At 60.5% G+C, this 15,604-nt stretch carries 16 protein-coding genes and 2 pseudogenes; 10 read left to right on the plus strand and 8 right to left on the minus strand.

Going from position 1 to position 15,604, the window contains the following annotated elements; genetic code table 11:
• Positions 1–69: 69 nt before the first annotated feature.
• Both CXQ80_RS06360 and CXQ80_RS06365 read left to right on the plus strand, forming a co-directional pair.
• The gene (locus CXQ80_RS06360) at positions 70–408 is read left to right on the plus strand and encodes a hypothetical protein (protein ID WP_101317613.1); all 339 of its coding nucleotides are present in this window, start codon (positions 70–72) and stop codon (positions 406–408) included.
• Positions 374–922 (plus strand): annotated as a pseudogene (locus CXQ80_RS06365) (ImmA/IrrE family metallo-endopeptidase); the annotation flags it as partial. The gene CXQ80_RS06360 and the pseudogene CXQ80_RS06365, both read left to right, overlap by 35 nt.
• Before the next feature lie 310 nt (positions 923–1,232).
• On the opposite strand, the gene CXQ80_RS06375 reads toward CXQ80_RS06365, so the two are convergent.
• From CXQ80_RS06375 to CXQ80_RS06385, 3 genes and pseudogenes are all read right to left on the minus strand, one after another.
• Entirely contained in the window at positions 1,233–1,427 is a 195-nt protein-coding gene (locus CXQ80_RS06375) for a hypothetical protein (RefSeq protein ID WP_082434994.1), read from the minus strand.
• A gap of 87 nt (positions 1,428–1,514) precedes the next feature.
• Positions 1,515–1,682, minus strand: a pseudogene (locus CXQ80_RS06380) (transposase domain-containing protein); the annotation flags it as partial.
• Between the two features lie 10 nt (positions 1,683–1,692).
• Positions 1,693–2,100, minus strand: a complete 408-nt coding sequence (locus CXQ80_RS06385; protein ID WP_256585699.1) for a nucleotidyltransferase family protein — start codon at positions 2,098–2,100, stop codon at positions 1,693–1,695.
• 20 nt (positions 2,101–2,120) lie between these two features.
• Here CXQ80_RS06385 and CXQ80_RS06390 point away from each other — a divergent pair.
• Positions 2,121–2,977, plus strand: a protein-coding gene (locus CXQ80_RS06390) for an IS5 family transposase (RefSeq protein ID WP_101317615.1) whose coding sequence is annotated in 2 segments (ribosomal slippage) — positions 2,121–2,462 and positions 2,465–2,977 — 855 coding nt in all. Because the reading frame shifts where the segments join, the coding sequence is not laid out codon by codon here.
• Positions 2,978–3,155: 178 nt separating this feature from the next.
• Here CXQ80_RS06390 and CXQ80_RS06395 read toward each other — a convergent pair.
• Positions 3,156–4,457, minus strand: a complete 1,302-nt coding sequence (locus CXQ80_RS06395; RefSeq protein ID WP_101317617.1) for a mechanosensitive ion channel family protein — start codon at positions 4,455–4,457, stop codon at positions 3,156–3,158.
• A 105-nt stretch (positions 4,458–4,562) separates the two neighbouring features.
• Between CXQ80_RS06395 and CXQ80_RS06400 the strand changes: the two genes are divergently transcribed.
• A complete protein-coding gene (locus CXQ80_RS06400) occupies positions 4,563–5,924 on the plus strand; it encodes a DEAD/DEAH box helicase (RefSeq protein ID WP_101317619.1) in 1,362 nt (453 codons plus the stop codon).
• Positions 5,925–6,015: 91 nt separating this feature from the next.
• Here CXQ80_RS06400 and CXQ80_RS06405 read toward each other — a convergent pair whose 3' ends face one another.
• Positions 6,016–6,288, minus strand: coding sequence for a hypothetical protein (locus tag CXQ80_RS06405; RefSeq protein ID WP_101317621.1), 273 nt, complete (start codon positions 6,286–6,288; stop codon positions 6,016–6,018).
• Between the two features lie 141 nt (positions 6,289–6,429).
• On the opposite strand from CXQ80_RS06405, the gene CXQ80_RS06410 reads away from it, so the two are divergent.
• From CXQ80_RS06410 to CXQ80_RS24940, 3 genes are all read left to right on the plus strand, one after another.
• Positions 6,430–6,834: a transcriptional regulator gene (locus CXQ80_RS06410; RefSeq protein WP_101317623.1), complete on the plus strand. Its 405-nt coding sequence runs from the start codon at positions 6,430–6,432 to the stop codon at positions 6,832–6,834.
• Between the two features lie 96 nt (positions 6,835–6,930).
• Positions 6,931–7,857: a DMT family transporter gene (locus CXQ80_RS06415; RefSeq protein ID WP_101317625.1), complete on the plus strand. Its 927-nt coding sequence runs from the start codon at positions 6,931–6,933 to the stop codon at positions 7,855–7,857.
• Between the two features lie 216 nt (positions 7,858–8,073).
• Positions 8,074–8,202, plus strand: a complete 129-nt coding sequence (locus tag CXQ80_RS24940; protein ID WP_256585700.1) for a PA1414 family protein — start codon at positions 8,074–8,076, stop codon at positions 8,200–8,202.
• A 64-nt stretch (positions 8,203–8,266) separates the two neighbouring features.
• Here CXQ80_RS24940 and CXQ80_RS06420 read toward each other — a convergent pair whose 3' ends face one another.
• Positions 8,267–9,646 carry a sodium:solute symporter gene (locus tag CXQ80_RS06420; protein WP_101317627.1) on the minus strand — a complete coding sequence of 460 codons (1,380 nt, stop codon included), beginning with the start codon at positions 9,644–9,646 and terminating at the stop codon, positions 8,267–8,269.
• A 144-nt stretch (positions 9,647–9,790) separates the two neighbouring features.
• The gene (speB, locus tag CXQ80_RS06425; RefSeq protein ID WP_101317629.1) at positions 9,791–10,741 is read right to left on the minus strand and encodes an agmatinase; all 951 of its coding nucleotides are present in this window, start codon (positions 10,739–10,741) and stop codon (positions 9,791–9,793) included.
• Positions 10,742–10,970: 229 nt separating this feature from the next.
• Between speB and CXQ80_RS06430 the strand changes: the two genes are divergently transcribed.
• From CXQ80_RS06430 to CXQ80_RS06440, 3 genes are all read left to right on the plus strand, one after another.
• Positions 10,971–11,864, plus strand: a complete 894-nt coding sequence (locus tag CXQ80_RS06430) for a LysR family transcriptional regulator (protein ID WP_101317631.1) — start codon at positions 10,971–10,973, stop codon at positions 11,862–11,864.
• A gap of 136 nt (positions 11,865–12,000) precedes the next feature.
• A complete protein-coding gene (locus CXQ80_RS06435) occupies positions 12,001–13,566 on the plus strand; it encodes a PAS domain-containing methyl-accepting chemotaxis protein (RefSeq protein WP_101317633.1) in 1,566 nt (521 codons plus the stop codon).
• A gap of 84 nt (positions 13,567–13,650) precedes the next feature.
• Positions 13,651–14,247 carry a tRNA-uridine aminocarboxypropyltransferase gene (locus CXQ80_RS06440; protein WP_101317635.1) on the plus strand — a complete coding sequence of 199 codons (597 nt, stop codon included), beginning with the start codon at positions 13,651–13,653 and terminating at the stop codon, positions 14,245–14,247.
• 1 nt (position 14,248) lies between these two features.
• Here CXQ80_RS06440 and CXQ80_RS06445 read toward each other — a convergent pair whose 3' ends face one another.
• Positions 14,249–15,595 (minus strand): HlyD family type I secretion periplasmic adaptor subunit, encoded by a 1,347-nt coding sequence (locus tag CXQ80_RS06445; RefSeq protein WP_101317637.1) that lies wholly within the window; start codon positions 15,593–15,595, stop codon positions 14,249–14,251.
• Positions 15,596–15,604 lie beyond the last annotated feature (9 nt).

Genomic DNA, 15,604 nt, shown 5'->3' on the forward strand with positions numbered 1-15,604 from the left:
TATCGTCAGAGAGGCTCTCCCTTCTCGAGGGCGCCGTGGAGCACTGCACGAGGATATCTATACGCGCACTTGCCGGCGTACGCAGTAACTCGAGGGCTGACTTTCATCGCTTTCGTCGTAGCTGCGTTCGCAATCGCCTGTGCGTGGGGGCACGCCCTGAGCGCACTTCGCATCAAGGACTACCCGAACCTGCCATCCTCCCGTCCGACTAGCGAATATCTGATTGCGGTGGATGTTGAAGCGCAGAAGAAGCACATCTACAACTGCTACATTGATACGCTTGAGGCGCTCAAGGTCACCGTAGCTGAGAAGGCCAAGCCACTGGATCTCGCGTACCAGGAAATCATTATCGGGGCGGGTGCCTTTGCGGCGCTCGCTGTTCAACAAGCGGCCTTTGATCGTTCGTAATACTGTGAAGGACAACCCGTGCCTGCATCGTTTCGATATTGCGCATGAGCTGGGTCACTTGGTCATGCACCAGGGCATTGAGACCGGATGCAGAGCAACCGAAGCGCAGGCTAACCAGTTCGCCAGTGCACTCCTGATGCCACGGGCAAGCTTTGGTGGTGAGTTCCCATCGATGCGTGGGCAGTATCTGAACTGGACGGCGTTGGGTGAGCTGAAGCTTCGCTGGAAGGTGAGCCTCAAGGCGATTATTTATCGTGCGCAGACGCTAAACCTGATCACGCAGGATCAGGCGCGCTCAGGCTTTACCTACCTTAGCCGCAACGGTTTTACCAAGCGAGAAGAGTTGGACGAGCACATTGAGAAGGAGGCTCCGAGCCTCGTTCAGAGAGCGGTAGATCTCTTGGATCACGCCTCCTGGCGAAGGATCTTGAAGAGCGCCGGTCTCACCGACGCTCTGGTAAAGGAGCGCTTTATGCTCAAGGTTCCGGTTTCGCCACTGGCTTTGGTTACCTAATTGAAACGACTAAAGGCAAAGGGACTCAGCCTCAACTTCACTTACTGCACCCAGTCACCAGGAGCCGTCGTGACGCGCAACATCAGGGCGATGATCATGCCAGATGACCCCATCATGATTGACGCGGTGGGGGCTATGGGTAAGCGCCCGGCGAACTCACCTTCCGAACTCCAGCTTTTAGTGCGATGGTGTCCGCGTATTTATAAATAGACACCATCGTCACTAAGGTTTGAAAGCAGCTAGACGAGCTTGCCAAGCATTTGAAATACGAGAATTACAAAGCTATGCTCATGACGAGCCGCCACGGCCTTTAATCACCCAGCGAATCTACATGCAACAAAAGGCATTTTCCATCTCGCTTAACGACAATACTGATCGGTCTTGATGTTTCGCCCTCATCAAAAGAAATTTCCACCTTAAGGTGCTGATCGCCAAACGTCTTAAGTTCAGCGATAAGCTCCGCCACTGTCTTGCCTCGATTTTCCCAGTCTACTCTGTTGCTCATTCAATCACCGACACGATTCAAATTTTATCAAAAGTTTCGTCACGTCTTGACTTACGGCAAGCGTCAGGCGAACTCACCTTGCGTAACTCAAGCCGGCACCCACTGGTGCGGCAGCAATTGCCCGATCTCTCTGGCCCGCTGTGTCGGCAACCGCGTCAGCACATCCTTGAGATAGGCATATGGATCATGCCCGTTCATGCGCGCTGACTGGATCAAACTCATGATGGCCGCAGCCCGTTTACCACTGCGCAGCGTAAGCGTCCGGTTAAGTCACCTTGACGCAAGGGCTGGGAGGTAGCTCCGAGAGCGTAAGCATTGGCCAGACCTTCAACCAGTTTTTGGACGTGACGCGGTCTTGATAGATAGCATTTTTATCCGTAGCGAACCTTCCTGCTGGCCGGATTATCAAGTCAAAAAGATCATCAAAGCCCAACGGTGCAGCGATTTCATATGTGCCGTCCTCCCGCAGTCTTATCGCTAGCGCTGTGGCAGTTTCTGGCCAGTAACGCATTGCATCGGTCGCCGACTGATAGGGCTCATCGCCGTTCTGAATATGCATTCTCGCTTGGTTTTTCACAGACCACAGTACGTTCGGGTCTAGGCTCTGTACGAAATCCCGAGAAACCCAATCGGCATCCCTCGGAAGCTGATTTTTTGTAAGGTTTCCAACCATCTACGGAAAGGAATCCTGTGATGGCAAAGCGTTACGAACTCTCGGATGAGGCTTGGGCTGTGGTTGCTGATCTCTTCACCGAAACCCATGGCCGGGGGCGGCCCCGCCTGAGCGACCGCCTGATGCTCGATGGCGTGCTCTGGGTGCTCTGCTCAGGTGCTGCGTGGCGAGATATGCCGGAGCGCTTTGGCCCGTGGTCAACGGTGTATCAACGGTTTCGGGTTTGGCGAAACCAAGGCACGTTTGATCAGATGCTCATACGCTTGCACCTGAGGTTGAATGAGCAAGGTTTGATTGATCTACAGACCTGGATGATCGACTCAACTGCTGTACGCGCAACCCGAGCCTCATCAGGCGCCGGGAAAAAAGGGGGCTTGACGAGCCTGCCGATCACGCTCTAGGCCGCAGTCGCGGTGGCCTGACAACCAAAATCCACATGCCCTGCGACGCCAACGGGACACCGTTGCGCTTCCTCCTCTCTGGCGGTCAAGCCAGTGACATCAGCTACGCCCGCCCCCTGTTGGACGAGGTCAGCATTCCATCGAGCCAATGTGGCCGCCCGCGTAAACGCTGTAAATGGTTGCTTGCCGACAAGGGCTACGATGCCGAAGCGCTACGCCGTTATTGCGACCGATATCGAATACAACCCGTCATCCCGCTGCGCTCGATGAAGCGCAAACCCAAGCCTGGCTTACCAAGGCTGTTTGATAGGCCCAAGTACCGACAGCGCAACATCATCGAGCGCATGTTTGGCTGGCTGAAAGAGAACCGACGCATCGTGACGCGCTTCGACAAGCTCGCGAAGAGCTATGCCGCTATGGTCTCGCTGGCTTGTTCCATGCGGTGTTTGCGACATCTCTTTTCGTACAGAGCCTAGACGGGGTCAATGCGGCTTGTATCGAACGCTCTGACCAAAAATCGCAGGCAAAAGAAAGCCCGCTGCTAGGCGGGCCAAGGTCTATCACGTAGGGATGGCTATAGATTGCCAAGTCGCTCGTGAAAACTAAGTGAAAGGCAGGTCAACGGAACGTCAGACCTGCGATTTGGCGCAAATTTCACGCCTCACTCATCTCTTCCAACCGCCGCGGCGCCGGCTCAGGCGCCGCACGCCCGGCCAGGCCAATACGCATGTCATTACCACTCGGCTGCTGATAAACACTCAGGCCGAACTCCGGCAGCACCGCCAGTAGATAGTCGAACACATCGCCCTGAATCCGCTCGTACTCGGCCCACGCGGTCGTGCGAGTAAAGCAGTAGATTTCCAGCGGCACGCCTTCGGCGGTGGGCTGCATCTGGCGGACCATGCAGGTCATGTTCGGGTGCACGTCGGGGTGGGCTTTCAGGTAGGCCAGGGCAAACGCGCGGAAGGTACCGATGTTGGTCAGCTTGCGCCGGTTGGCCGAGAGATCGGCGACCAGGCCCTGGGCTTCGTTCCAGTCCTGCAGCTCTTTGCGCTTGCTTGCCAGGTAGTCGCCCAGCAGGCGTACACCGGCCAGGCGCTGCTCTTCTTCGAGGGTGAGGAAGCGTACGCCGGCGGCGTCGATGAACACGCTGCGTTTGATCCGGCGGCCGCCGGATTGCTGCATGCCGCGGTAGTTGCGGAACGACTCGCTCATCAGGCGCCAGGTGGGGATGGAGACGATGGTCTTGTCGAAGTTCTGCACCTTGACCGTGTGCAGGGTGATGTCGACCACGTCACCGTCGGCGCCGACCTGAGGCATTTCGATCCAGTCGCCGACATGCAGCATGTCGTTGCTGGTCAACTGTACGCTGGCGACGAACGACAGCAGGGTGTCTTTATAGACCAACAGCAGTACCGCCGACATGGCGCCCAGACCCGACAGCAGCAGCAATGGCGAGCGGTCAATCAGGGTGGCGATGATGACGATGATGCTGAATACCCACAGCACCATCTTGGCCAGCTGCACGTAGCCTTTGATCGAGCGGGTGCGGGCGTGTTCGGTGCGCGCATAGATGTCGAGCAGGGCATCGAGCAGGCATGCCAGCGCCAAGGTCATGAACAGCAGGGTGAAGGCCAGCGCGACGTTGCCCAGGAAGTGCTGGGCGGTGGCGCCGAGCTCCGGCACCAGCTTCAGGCCGAACTGGATGATCAGCGACGGCGTGGTTTGCGCGAGGCGATGAAATACCTTGTTGTGGCGCAGGTCGTCGAACCACCTGAGGGCTTGTTGGCGGGCCAGCAGGCGGCTGGCATGCAGCACCAGAAACCGCGCCAGGCGGCCGAGAATCAGCGATACCAGCAGCAGCACACCCAGGCCAATGGCGGCGTGCAGGGTCGGGTGTTGATCGAGAGTGCCCCAGAGATCAAGGGCGTTGAACCAGAGTCGTTGAATGTCCATAGGCTAAAAAAGCGGTCTGTATTGCGGAACGAGGGCTAATTAGAGCGCGGATCGGGGCAAAGTTGCCAAAAGAAATTCGGTTCTGGCGGCGGAAAACGGTACCCTATGCAACTTGAATTTACGCACTTGCCCGAGGTTACCCCCGTGTTTTCCCAATTCGCCCTGCATGAACGCATCCTTAAAGCCGTGGCCGAGCTGAAATTTGTCGAGCCGACTCCGGTACAGGCTGCGGCCATCCCCTTGGCGTTGCAAGGGCGAGACCTGCGGGTAACGGCACAAACCGGCAGCGGCAAGACCGCTGCGTTCGTCCTGCCGATGCTCAACCGCCTGGCAGACCTGGGCGGCCCCCGCGTTGAGATCCGTGCGCTGATCCTGCTGCCGACCCGTGAGCTGGCTCAGCAGACCCTGAAGCAGGTCGAGCTGTTCTCGCAGTTCACCTACATCAAGTCGGGGCTGGTCACCGGCGGTGAAGACTTCAAGGAACAAGCGGCCATGCTGCGCAAGGTGCCGGACGTGCTGATCGGCACCCCAGGGCGCCTGCTCGAGCAGCTCAACGCCGGCAATCTCGACCTGTCGCATGTGCAGGTACTGGTACTGGACGAAGCCGACCGCATGCTCGACATGGGTTTTGCCGAAGACATGGAGCGTCTGTGCAAAGAGTGCGAGAACCGCGAGCAGACCCTGCTGTTCTCTGCCACCACCGGCGGCGCCGCGCTGCGCGATATCATCGGCAAGATCCTCAAGGATCCAGAGCACCTGATGCTCAACAGCGTCTCGCAGCTGGCTGAAGGCACCCGTCAGCAGATCATCATGGCTGACCATGACCAGCACAAAGAGAAGATCATCCACTGGCTGCTGGACAACGAAACCTTCCAGAAGGCGATCATCTTCACCAACACCCGCGTAGCTGCCGACCGTGTCTATGGTCACCTGGTGGCCAAGGACATCAAAGCGTTCGTGTTGCACGGTGACAAGGACCAGAAAGACCGCAAACTGGCCATCGAGCGCTTCAAGCAAGGCGGCTCCAAGGTGCTGGTAGCAACCGACGTAGCGGCCCGTGGCCTGGACATCGACGGCCTCGACCTGGTGATCAACTTCGACATGCCGCGCAGCGGTGACGAGTACGTACACCGTATCGGCCGTACCGGGCGTGCCGGTGGGGAAGGTCTGGCGATCTCGCTGATCACCCACAATGACTGGAACTTGATGTCGAGCATCGAGCGCTACCTCAAGCAGCAGTTCCAGCGCCGTCTGATCAAGGAAGTCAAAGGCACCTACAACGGGCCGAAGAAGGTCAAGGCGTCCGGCAAGGCCGTCGGCGTCAAGAAGAAAAAAGTCGACAAGAAGACTGGCGAGAAGAAGGCTGCTGCCAAGCGCAAGCCAACTGCCAAGCCGCGTCCTAACGCGCCATTGGCCAGTGTCGATGGCATGGCTCCGCTGAAAAAGCGCGCGCCCAAGCCAGAGTAAGTCCCTCCGGGGTCGCGTTCGCGGCCCCTGATCTGCGCCCGCCCTTCAAGCGGCGGGCTGCAGTTGATCTAGCCGCAGGCGTTGCGCCTGATCACTCCGCTTTCTTCTCCGCAGTTTTCAGCTCCTGCAGACGGTGCTCGATCAGCTGGCACTTGTCCGGCACATCCTTGCTTTCAGTCGCCAGGTCCATGCCCTGCAACTCGTCGTTGATTTCCTTGGCCTTTTGCGGGTTTTGCTCAGTCAGTTGGCTGACCACCTTGGCCAGCTCTTCGCGTTTGGCGGTGGCTTCTTCCGGCGTGCAGGCCCAGCTTGGCAGGGCGATGCACAGACCGACGGCAATGGCACAGCTGCTTAGGATTTTCACGGGTTGACCTCCTTGTTGGCGTTATCCGGTTGAGGGGCCAGCGGCTGGAAAGTTCATGTGGTCAGGCCTTCTGAACGCTTGCCAACACCCGCATGTCCCACCCTGTGTACCTCTTTCCGTCCACAGCAAGGAGCCATCGCCATGAGCCACTACGACTGGGATTTGATCGAACGCCTGTTGCACGAAGTGCAAAACGGCGCTGAACAAAGCTTCACGCCTCGCCCTTACGCCGAACAACACGCCGCCGCGCTGGCTGCCAAAGGCCAGCCCGTGGGTGACCTGGACCAGCTGAAAACCCGCGCCTGCGAATACGAAAAGCTGCTGCTCGATCGCGGCTACATTGCAAGCCGCCCGGAAGAAGAGGGCGGTAACGGTGAAAATTTCATGCTCACCGAGCGTGGTTCGCGCCTGCTCAGCATGATCGACAGCAGCATCCCCGGCTTCGAGCACCCGCGTCAGGTGTTGGATGAGCAAGCCGATGCGCTGGATCAGCCGACCTTCGATCACGTGTCGTCGAAGGCGCAAATCGCTGGCGGTGCAATTTAGGCTGGCCGGGCCGGGCTTCGGCGTCCGATAATCGCAGTCTGATCCACTTATCTGCCGAGCCCTGCCCATGCCTGCGAATCACACCGAGGCCCGCCTATGAGCGCGGCCCGCAAGAACCCTGATGCCTTTGCCCTGCAATTGATGCTCGGTTTGTGTCTGATCTGGGGCAGTCAGCAGGTCATGATCAAATGGGCCGCTGCGGATATCGCCCCAGTGATGCAGGCGGCGTTTCGCTCTGGCATCGCTGCGCTGCTGGTCGGCCTGCTGATCTGTTGGAGGGGCGGCTGGGGGCAGGTGGGTAGCACTTGGCGCGCGGGGTTGCTGGCGGGCGCTTTGTTTGGCCTGGAATTCATGTTCATTGCCGAGGGGCTCAAGCTGACTTCGGCGGCGCATATGTCGGTGTTCCTGTATACCGCGCCGATTTTTACCGCCTTGGGTTTGCACTTCATGCTGCCCAGCGAGCGCCTCAGGTTGCTGCAGTGGCTGGGCATCCTGCTGTCGTTCGCGGGTATTGCGTTAGCGTTTGCGGGAGGCGTGCAGCTGGATCAGATTGATGGGCGAACGCTGCTGGGTGATGCCTTCGGTGTGCTGGCTGGCTTGGCCTGGGGAGCTACTACTGTGGTCGTGCGCGGCTCGCGGTTGTCTGAAGCGCCGGCGACCCTGACCTTGTTCTATCAGTTGATGGTGGGTTTTGTCGGATTGCTGATGATTGCTCTGCTCACTGGGCAGATCGGCATGGTCACGCTTACGCCGCTGGCGATGGGTAGTGTGCTTTTCCAGGGCGTGGTGGTGTCGTTTGTCAGTTACCTGACCTGGTTCTGGTTATTGCGTAAGTACCTGGCTTCGAACCTGGCAGTGTTCTCTTTCATTACTCCGCTGTTTGGCGTGACCTTTGGTGTGCTATTGCTGGGTGAGCCGTTGAGCGTGAATTTTGTGCTCGGTGCGTTGATGGTTTTGGCCGGAGTAGTGTTGGTCAGCGCTGAGCCTTGGGTGCGTCGGCAGTTGCGCAAGGTGGTTGGTTGAGGCGGTTAATGTCGCAGCAACCCCCCTCCAAACGCCGCTTGCAACAGGGAGAAACAGTTGACCGGCGGTCGGAACAGCCCGCCGCTGCTTGATCCCTGTCAAAATCGGCCTTATGTATAGGATTAGACGCATGCGTAATGCAGGACATAGGACTATGATCTGTATGAAACATCGAATGATCGATTTGCCGTGAGGCTGACCCGTGAAGGGGGCACTATGAAAACACCACTGTTCAACTGGCTCCATGACCTGGCTGTCGCCTTGGGTCTGATACCGCCACCGCTGCAGCCGGTGCCGATCCCCACCGACGAAGAGCAGCGCAAACGCCAGCCTCGTCGCCGTTGAAACGAAAAGGCCGCCGCATTTGACTATGCAGCGGCCTTTGTCTTTTCAGCGCAGTGCAGTCAAATCAGGCCAGATTTGCGCTAGCCACCGGCCGCCGCGACAGCAGGCTGACCAGCACAAAGCTCACCAGGCCAACCGCCAGGCTATAGTAGATCGGCGTATTGGCATCCAGGCCATCCTTGACCATGAACAACAGCGCGGTGGCAAAGCCCAGCGACATGCTGGCGATGGCTCCTGCGGTAGTTGCGCGCTTCCAGAAAATCGCGCCCATCAGCGGGATCAGCATGCCGCCCACCAACAGGTTGTAGGCCAAGGTCAGAGCGCTGATTACATCATTCACTGCCAGGGCGATGGCCAACACCACCAGGCCGGTGAGTAGGGTGAACAAGCGGCTGGTGGCCAGGCTCGATTGCTTGCCACCGCGCAGCTTGGGCAGCAGGTCTTCGGTGACCGTGGTCGAGGCCGCCAGCAGGCCGGCACTCGCGGTCGACATCATCGCCGCCAACGCGGCAGCCATCAGCAGGCCGCGAATGCCGTCAGGCAGGGTGGTCTTGATCATGGCGGCGAAGGCGTTGTTGGGGTTGGCCAGGTCCGGCAGCAGCACATGTGCCGCCATGCCGATCAGGGCGCAGGCCAGGCCGTACAACACGCAGTAGACACCCGCAGTGGTACCGGCGCGCTGGCAGACTTTTTCATCCCGCGCGGTGAACACCCGCTGCCAGATATCCTGGCCTATGAGGATGCCGAAGAAGTAAATCAGGAAGTAGGTGAGGATGGTGTCCCAGCCGATGGTGGTCCAGTTGAAGCTGGACGCCGGCAGTTGCGCCACCAGTTGATCCCAACCGCCGACCTTGTACAGGCACACCGGCAGCAGGATGAACATCAGGCCGACGGTCTTGATCACGAACTGAACGATGTCGGTCAGGGTCAGCGACCACATGCCGCCAATGGTCGAGTAGATCACCACCACGCCACCGCCGAGCAGCACCGACAGCCAGAACGGCAGGTCGAGCAGCACTTGCAGCACGGTGCCCATGGCCAGGGTTGAGGTCACTCCGATCATCAAGGCATAGGCCAGCATGATCAGCGCGCTGGCCTGGCGCGCCATCGGGTTGTAACGCCGCTCCAGCACCTGGGTCACGGTGAAGATGCGCAGGCGCAGCAGCGGTTTGGCCAGGAACAGGTTCAGCGCAATGATGCCCAGACCCAGTGCGGCGCAGAGCCAGAAGCCGGAGATGCCGTGTACATAGCCCAGGCGGACGGTGCCGACGGTCGATGCGCCGCCGAGGACGGTGGTGGCCATGGTGCCCATGTACAAGGTCGGGCCGAGGTTGCGCCCGGCCACCAGGTAGTCTTCATGGGTTTTCGCGCGGCGCATGCCGTACCAGCCCAGAGCGAGCATGCCGGCGGCATAGATCAATACAACGATGATGTCCAAGGCCATTGGGGGTCTCCCGATTATCATTATTATGGCGAGATCAAGTGCCCGGGCAGCCTCACGGTGCCCGGCGGTATCAGCAAGTACGGGTGGGCCTGTCACTGGCCCATGCAAGCAGCGCGACTGCAATCGAGCGCGCTGTCGACATCCTTAGCGGCGCGCTACACCTGGCAGTACGCAAAGCATTTCAAACAGCAGGTTGGCGCCCAGCAGCGAGGTGTTGCCGGTGGTGTCGTAAGGTGGGGAGACCTCGACCAGGTCACAGCCGATCAGGTCCAGGCCCTGACAGCCGCGGATGATTTCGATGGCCTGAATGGTGGTCAGGCCGCCAATTTCCGGGGTGCCGGTGCCGGGCGCCCAGGCCGGGTCGATGCCATCGATGTCGAAGGACAGATATACCGGGCCACCCGCGACCTTCTCACGCACTTCAGCCATCAACGGCTCCAGCGACTTGTGCCAGCACTCTTCGGCCTGCACTACGCGAAAGCCCTGGCGGCGGCTCCAGTTGAAGTCATCGGCCGTGTAGCCTTGGGCGCGCAGGCCAATCTGCACGACCCGGTCGCAATCGAGCAGGCCTTCTTCGACGGCGCGGCGGAAGGTGGTGCCGTGGGCGATCTTCTCGCCGAACATGTGGTCGTTGACGTCGGCGTGGGCATCGATGTGCACCAGGCCGATCTTGCCGTGTTTTTTGTGCAGCGCGCGCAGAATCGGCAGGGTGATGGTGTGGTCACCACCCAAGGTCAGCGGGATCACGTTGTGTTCGACGATGGTGTCGTAGGCTTCTTCGATGATGCGCACGGCATCCAGCAGATTGAAGGTGTTGATCGCCACATCGCCGATATCGGCAACCGACAGCGAGTCGAACGGCGCGGCGCCGGTGGCCATGTTGTAGGGGCGGATCATGACTGATTCGGCGCGGATCTGGCGCGGGCCGAAGCGGGTGCCGGAGCGCAGCGAGGTGCCGATGTCCAGCGGCACGCCGACAAACGCGGCGTCCAGGCCTTCAGGGCTTTGCAGGTGGGGCAAGCGGAGCATGGTGGCGATGCCGCCGAAACGCGGCATTTCGTTGCCGCCCAGTGGTTGGTGCAGAGTCTTGTCCACAGTGGGCCTCATCAGTCGGTCGATTGTTATGGTTGTTCGAACCTGGGCCAGCATGCTGCAACTGAGGGCAGCGGGCGGCGAGCAGGGTCATTGCGGGCAGTCTGCGCAAGCTGGTGGCCGAGAAGAATCGCTACCGACAAATACTTAGTTCAGGAATCTCTGAACTAAAGGCCGCCGCCAAGGTAGACTCCGCCCATTGCCACTTGCCCACTGCGGACCGATCACCACCATGGCCTCGTCACTGCCCGACCCGAAACTGCTGCGGATCTTTGTCAGCGTGGTGCGCCACCAAGGCTTTGCAAATGCCCAGCGTGAGCTGAACCTGTCGACGTCGGCCATCAGCACCTACATGAGCCAGCTGGAGGCGGGGTTAGGCATCGTGCTCTGCCACCGTGGCCGCGGTGGCTTCAGCCTGACCAGCAAGGGCGAGCTGTTCCACCAGGAGACGCTGCGCCTGCTGGCCGAGCTGGATGGTTTTGAACAGTACGCCGCGGCGCTCAAAGGTGAATTGCGCGGCACGCTCAACCTTGGCGTGCTCGACTCGACCGTAGGCGATCGCGCCTTGCCGCTGGCAGAGGCGATTGGCGCCTACAGCCAGGAGCATCCGGCCGTGCACCTGCACTTGTCGGTGTCCAGTCCATACGAGCTGCAGCTGGGGGTGCAGGACAACCGCCTGGACCTGGCCATCGGTGCGTTTTCTTCGCGCATGAGCGGTCTGGTCTATCAACCGCTGTATCGCGAGCAGCATTGGCTCTACTGCAGCAACCGCCATTCGTTGTTCGCCGAAAGGCGGATTCCGGAGCCCGTCATTACCCAGCAGCGCATGGTTGGGCGAGGCTACTGGAGCCAAGCCGAGCTGGCCCGGCACGGCTTCAAGCATAGCGCGGCAACGGTGGAAAGCATGGAGGCGCAGCTGATCCTGATCCTGTCCGGCGCCTATATCGGCTATCTGCCCGAGCACTATGCACAGGCGTGGGTCGACAAGGGCGATTTGCGCGTATTATCGCCCGCCACATTTGGTTACCAAGCCCCGTTCTCCCTGATCATCCGTCGCGGCCGTAGCCGCGAACCATTGATTCAGACATTCCGTGATTTGCTCAAAAGTCAGCTGAACGTCAGCTGATAAACGCCTGGATGAATGCACTCCGTCAGGAACGGTAAATTTCCTACAAAAGTGCCTGCTGACAGGCTTTAGCTCTGCTAAATATTGATTGGCCCCTGATGAATTTCCATCGTTTGCACACGCAAGGATTGCCTTGATGCGCCTGAACTTGCCCGTTACCGAGCATGAAAGAACCTTCCCCAACGAACAGCGGCTTATTTCCACTACCGACCTCAATAGCCGCATTACCTATTGCAACGACGCATTCGTGGCCATCAGTGGTTTTACCTACGATGAACTGGTCGGACAAACCCACAACCTGGTGCGCCATCCAGATATGCCGGCGCCGGTATTTGCGCTGATGTGGGACACCATCAAACAGGGCAAACCGTGGATGGGCGTGGTCAAGAACCGCGCCAAGAACGGTGACTTCTATTGGGTCAGCGCGTATGTCACGGCGGTGTACGAAAACGGCCGCATCAGTGGTTATGAGTCGGTCCGCTCGGTGCCCAGCCGTGAACAGATCAGCCGTGCGGAACGGCTATACGCCCGCCTGCGCAGTGGCCAGCGCGCAGTGTCGTGGTCGACGCGTGTGCTGCACGGGGTTGGCCAGAGCTGGCCAATACTGGCCGCTGCTGCGCTGTCTACTGCAGGCTATCTCTGGCTCGCGCCGCAGGCTGCGATCGGCGTGCTGCTGGCCAGCCTGCTGGGTGCCGGCTATGCGCTGAACCGCCTGCACGCTCGCGCTCTGCAGCGCACCCTGGACGAACACCCGAAAGCCTTCACCGACCCGTTGGTGGCCCTGACCTACAGCGATAACCGCGGCCTGCATGGCCAGCTGGACCTGGCCATCATCAGCGAAGAGGCGCGCTTGCAGACGGCGCTGACCCGCCTGGTCGATGCAGGTGTCGGGGTCAAGGCACGTGCAGCGCAGTCTGCTGGATTGTCCGATGCCCAGGCGCAGATGCTTGACCGCCAGCGCAGCGAAACCGAGCAATCGGCAACCGCCATTGCGCAGATGGCTGCGACTATCCAGGAGGTTTCGCAAAACGTGCAGAGCACTGCCCATGCTGCCGGTGACGCTGACCAACTGGCCCAGCACGGCAGCCAGCTGGCTCAGCAAAGCCTGCAGGCGATGGGCAGCATGAGCGAGGCGGTCAATGACATCGGCCAGGCCGTGCACGCCTTGGCTCAGCAGACGCAGTCGATTGGCAGCGTGGTCGATGTGATCACGTCGATTGCCGAACAGACCAACCTGCTGGCGCTTAACGCGGCTATCGAAGCTGCCCGCGCGGGCGAGCAGGGCCGTGGCTTTGCCGTGGTCGCCGACGAGGTGCGCTCACTGGCCCAGCGCACGCGCACCTCGACCGACGAGATTCACCAGATCATCAGCAGCCTGCGTGCGGGCGCCGAGCGTGCGGTGTCGTCGGCTAGCCGTGGTGAACAGATCTCCCGCGACAGCGTGCACAGTGTCGAAGCGGTGCGTGAGGCGCTGAGCGGCATTGCCCAGGCGGTCAGTCGCATTACCGGCATGAGCCAGCAGATGGCGACTGCTTCGGAACAGCAAAGCCACGTCGCCGAAGATATCAACCAGCAGATCACGCGCATTTCCCACCTGTGCGACGAGAGTGCCGGACAGGCCAGGCAGGGCGCCGAGATCAGCCAGGACCTGGAGCAGATGGCCGAGTACCTGCACAGCCTGGCCGAACGTTTCAACCGCTGACCACCTCCCGAACCCACATGGACGTGGGCGCTGTATGTTCTTCTCGAGTGGCTATGGCACACTGGCGCCCTCCAGGAGAACCCGATGTCCAGACCCCGCTGCGAACGCTGCAAGCGCGCGCAAGACCATTGCTTATGCCCGCTGATCCCCCGCCTCGACAGCCGTACCCGGGTCGTCCTGTTGCAGCACCCCAGTGAAACCGCGCATGCGCTGAATACTGCTCGCCTGGCCGCGCTCGGCCTGGTCAATGCACAGCTGTGGGTGGGGGAAGTGTTTGCCCAGCTGCCGGAGTTGCTGGCAACGCCGGGGTATCGGCCGGTGCTGTTGTTTCCCGGTGACGAGGCGCAGGCACTGACCGCGTATGCGTCACCTGATGAGCAGCCGTTGCTATTGATCGTGCCGGATGGCACCTGGCGCAAGGCGCGCAAGCTGTTGTACCTGAATCCGCTGCTGGCAGCGCTGCCACGGGTGACCCTTGCGCAGGTGACAGCCTCGCGCTATCGCCTGCGCAAGGCGCCGGAGGAGGGCGCCCTGGCCACCATCGAAGCCGTGGTGCAGGCGCTCAACGCGCTGGAGCAGCCGCGGTGTTTCGACGAGCTGCTGCGCCCGTTCGACGCTTTGATCGAAGGCCAGATCCGCGCCATGGGTCGCGACACCTTCGAGCGCAACCACGGTTGCTGAATCAACGTTCGCGCATGGCCTCGGTGCGGGCCTTGAGCACCGGTTTGAGCAAGTAGTCGAGTACGCTTTTCTGCCCGGTGATGATATCCACCGTGGCGACCATCCCTGGAATGATCAGCAATGGCTTGTTGTCGCCGCCCAGGTGATTCTTGTCGGTGCGCACCTGGATCAGGTAGAACGCGTTGCCCTTGTCATCGGTCACGGTATCGGCGCCGATCAGCTCCAGCTTGGCCTTCAGCCCACCATAGATGGTGTAGTCATAGGCGCTGAACTTGACCATCGCGGTCTGCCCCGGGTGCAGGAAGGCGACGTCCTGCGGGCGCACCTTGGCTTCGATCAGCAGGTTGTCCTCGATTGGCACGATCTCCACCAGGTCGCTGCCCGGCTGGACCACGCCGCCGATGGTGTTGACCTTGAGCTGCTTGATGATGCCACGCACCGGTGACACCACCGTGGTGCGCTTGACCCGGTCGTCGATGGCGATGCTGGTGGCGCTGATCTTGGACAGGTCAGTGCGCTTGTCGTTGAGTTCCTTGGCCGCCTCCGAGCGGAAGGTGGCATCGGCTTCCTGGATCTTGCTCTTGATTTCTGCCACTGCCGCATCTGCCCGCGGAATGGCCAGGCTGGTGGCGTTGAGCTGACCGCGGGCTTCGACCGTGCGCTGCTTCAAACGCAAAATCTCCACCGGCGAAATCGCTCCGGTGCCCACCAATGGCGAAGACATGTTCAGTTCTTGCTGGAGCAAGCCCAACGCCGAACGGTACTGATCGACCTTGGAGCGGAACTCGGCCAGTTCCTGGGTCTTCTGCCGCAGTTGTTCGTTGAGCGTCTGCTTCTCGCTGGTCAGCCGCCGTTGCCGGGACTGATACAGCGCCAGCTCGTCCTCGGCCACCTGTGGCGCCTTGCTGCGAATCTCGTCCGGTACGGTGAACGGACGCCCTTCAGCCTCCGCCGAGAGCCGTTCGACCTGCGCCGTCAGTGCGTAGCGGTCGACCTCGCTTTCGCCCTTGTTGGACAGAAAGCGGGTGTCGTCAAGGCGCAGCAGGGTTGCGCCCTTGGCGACCATCTGGCCTTCACGCACGAAAATCTCGGTGACGATGCCGCCCTCAAGGTTCTGTACCACCTGGACCTTGCCCGAGGGGATCGCCTTGCCCTCACCGACAGTCACCTCATCGAGCACCGCCAGGCTCGCCCAGGCCAGCGCAACCAGCAGCAGCGCCGCCGCCAGCCACACCGTCAGGCGCGATAGGCGCGGCGAGTCCTGCAGCGTGGCGCCGGCCAGTTCGGGCATGTAGTCGCGCTCGGCAGTGTTGCCGGCACCTTGGAAATAACTGCGCAAGAAGGCCATCGGACTACT

Origin of the sequence: Pseudomonas sp. 02C 26 (genome assembly GCF_002843585.1) — a bacterium.
GTDB lineage: Bacteria > Pseudomonadota > Gammaproteobacteria > Pseudomonadales > Pseudomonadaceae > Aquipseudomonas > Aquipseudomonas shirazensis.

What these genes read in the sequence shown, in the direction of transcription:
- CXQ80_RS06375 (WP_082434994.1), bottom strand. Translation starts at nt 1,427, where the DNA reads ATGAGCAACAGAGTAGACTGGGAAAATCGAGGCAAGACAGTGGCGGAG.
- CXQ80_RS06385 (WP_256585699.1), bottom strand. Translation starts at nt 2,100, where the DNA reads ATGGTTGGAAACCTTACAAAAAATCAGCTTCCGAGGGATGCCGATTGG.
- CXQ80_RS06395 (WP_101317617.1), bottom strand. Translation starts at nt 4,457, where the DNA reads ATGGACATTCAACGACTCTGGTTCAACGCCCTTGATCTCTGGGGCACT.
- CXQ80_RS06400 (WP_101317619.1), top strand. Translation starts at nt 4,563, where the DNA reads ATGCAACTTGAATTTACGCACTTGCCCGAGGTTACCCCCGTGTTTTCC.
- CXQ80_RS06410 (WP_101317623.1), top strand. Translation starts at nt 6,430, where the DNA reads ATGAGCCACTACGACTGGGATTTGATCGAACGCCTGTTGCACGAAGTG.
- CXQ80_RS06415 (WP_101317625.1), top strand. Translation starts at nt 6,931, where the DNA reads ATGAGCGCGGCCCGCAAGAACCCTGATGCCTTTGCCCTGCAATTGATG.
- CXQ80_RS24940 (WP_256585700.1), top strand. Translation starts at nt 8,074, where the DNA reads ATGAAAACACCACTGTTCAACTGGCTCCATGACCTGGCTGTCGCCTTG.
- CXQ80_RS06420 (WP_101317627.1), bottom strand. Translation starts at nt 9,646, where the DNA reads ATGGCCTTGGACATCATCGTTGTATTGATCTATGCCGCCGGCATGCTC.
- CXQ80_RS06430 (WP_101317631.1), top strand. Translation starts at nt 10,971, where the DNA reads ATGGCCTCGTCACTGCCCGACCCGAAACTGCTGCGGATCTTTGTCAGC.
- CXQ80_RS06435 (WP_101317633.1), top strand. Translation starts at nt 12,001, where the DNA reads ATGCGCCTGAACTTGCCCGTTACCGAGCATGAAAGAACCTTCCCCAAC.
- CXQ80_RS06440 (WP_101317635.1), top strand. Translation starts at nt 13,651, where the DNA reads ATGTCCAGACCCCGCTGCGAACGCTGCAAGCGCGCGCAAGACCATTGC.
- CXQ80_RS06445 (WP_101317637.1), bottom strand. Translation starts at nt 15,595, where the DNA reads ATGGCCTTCTTGCGCAGTTATTTCCAAGGTGCCGGCAACACTGCCGAG.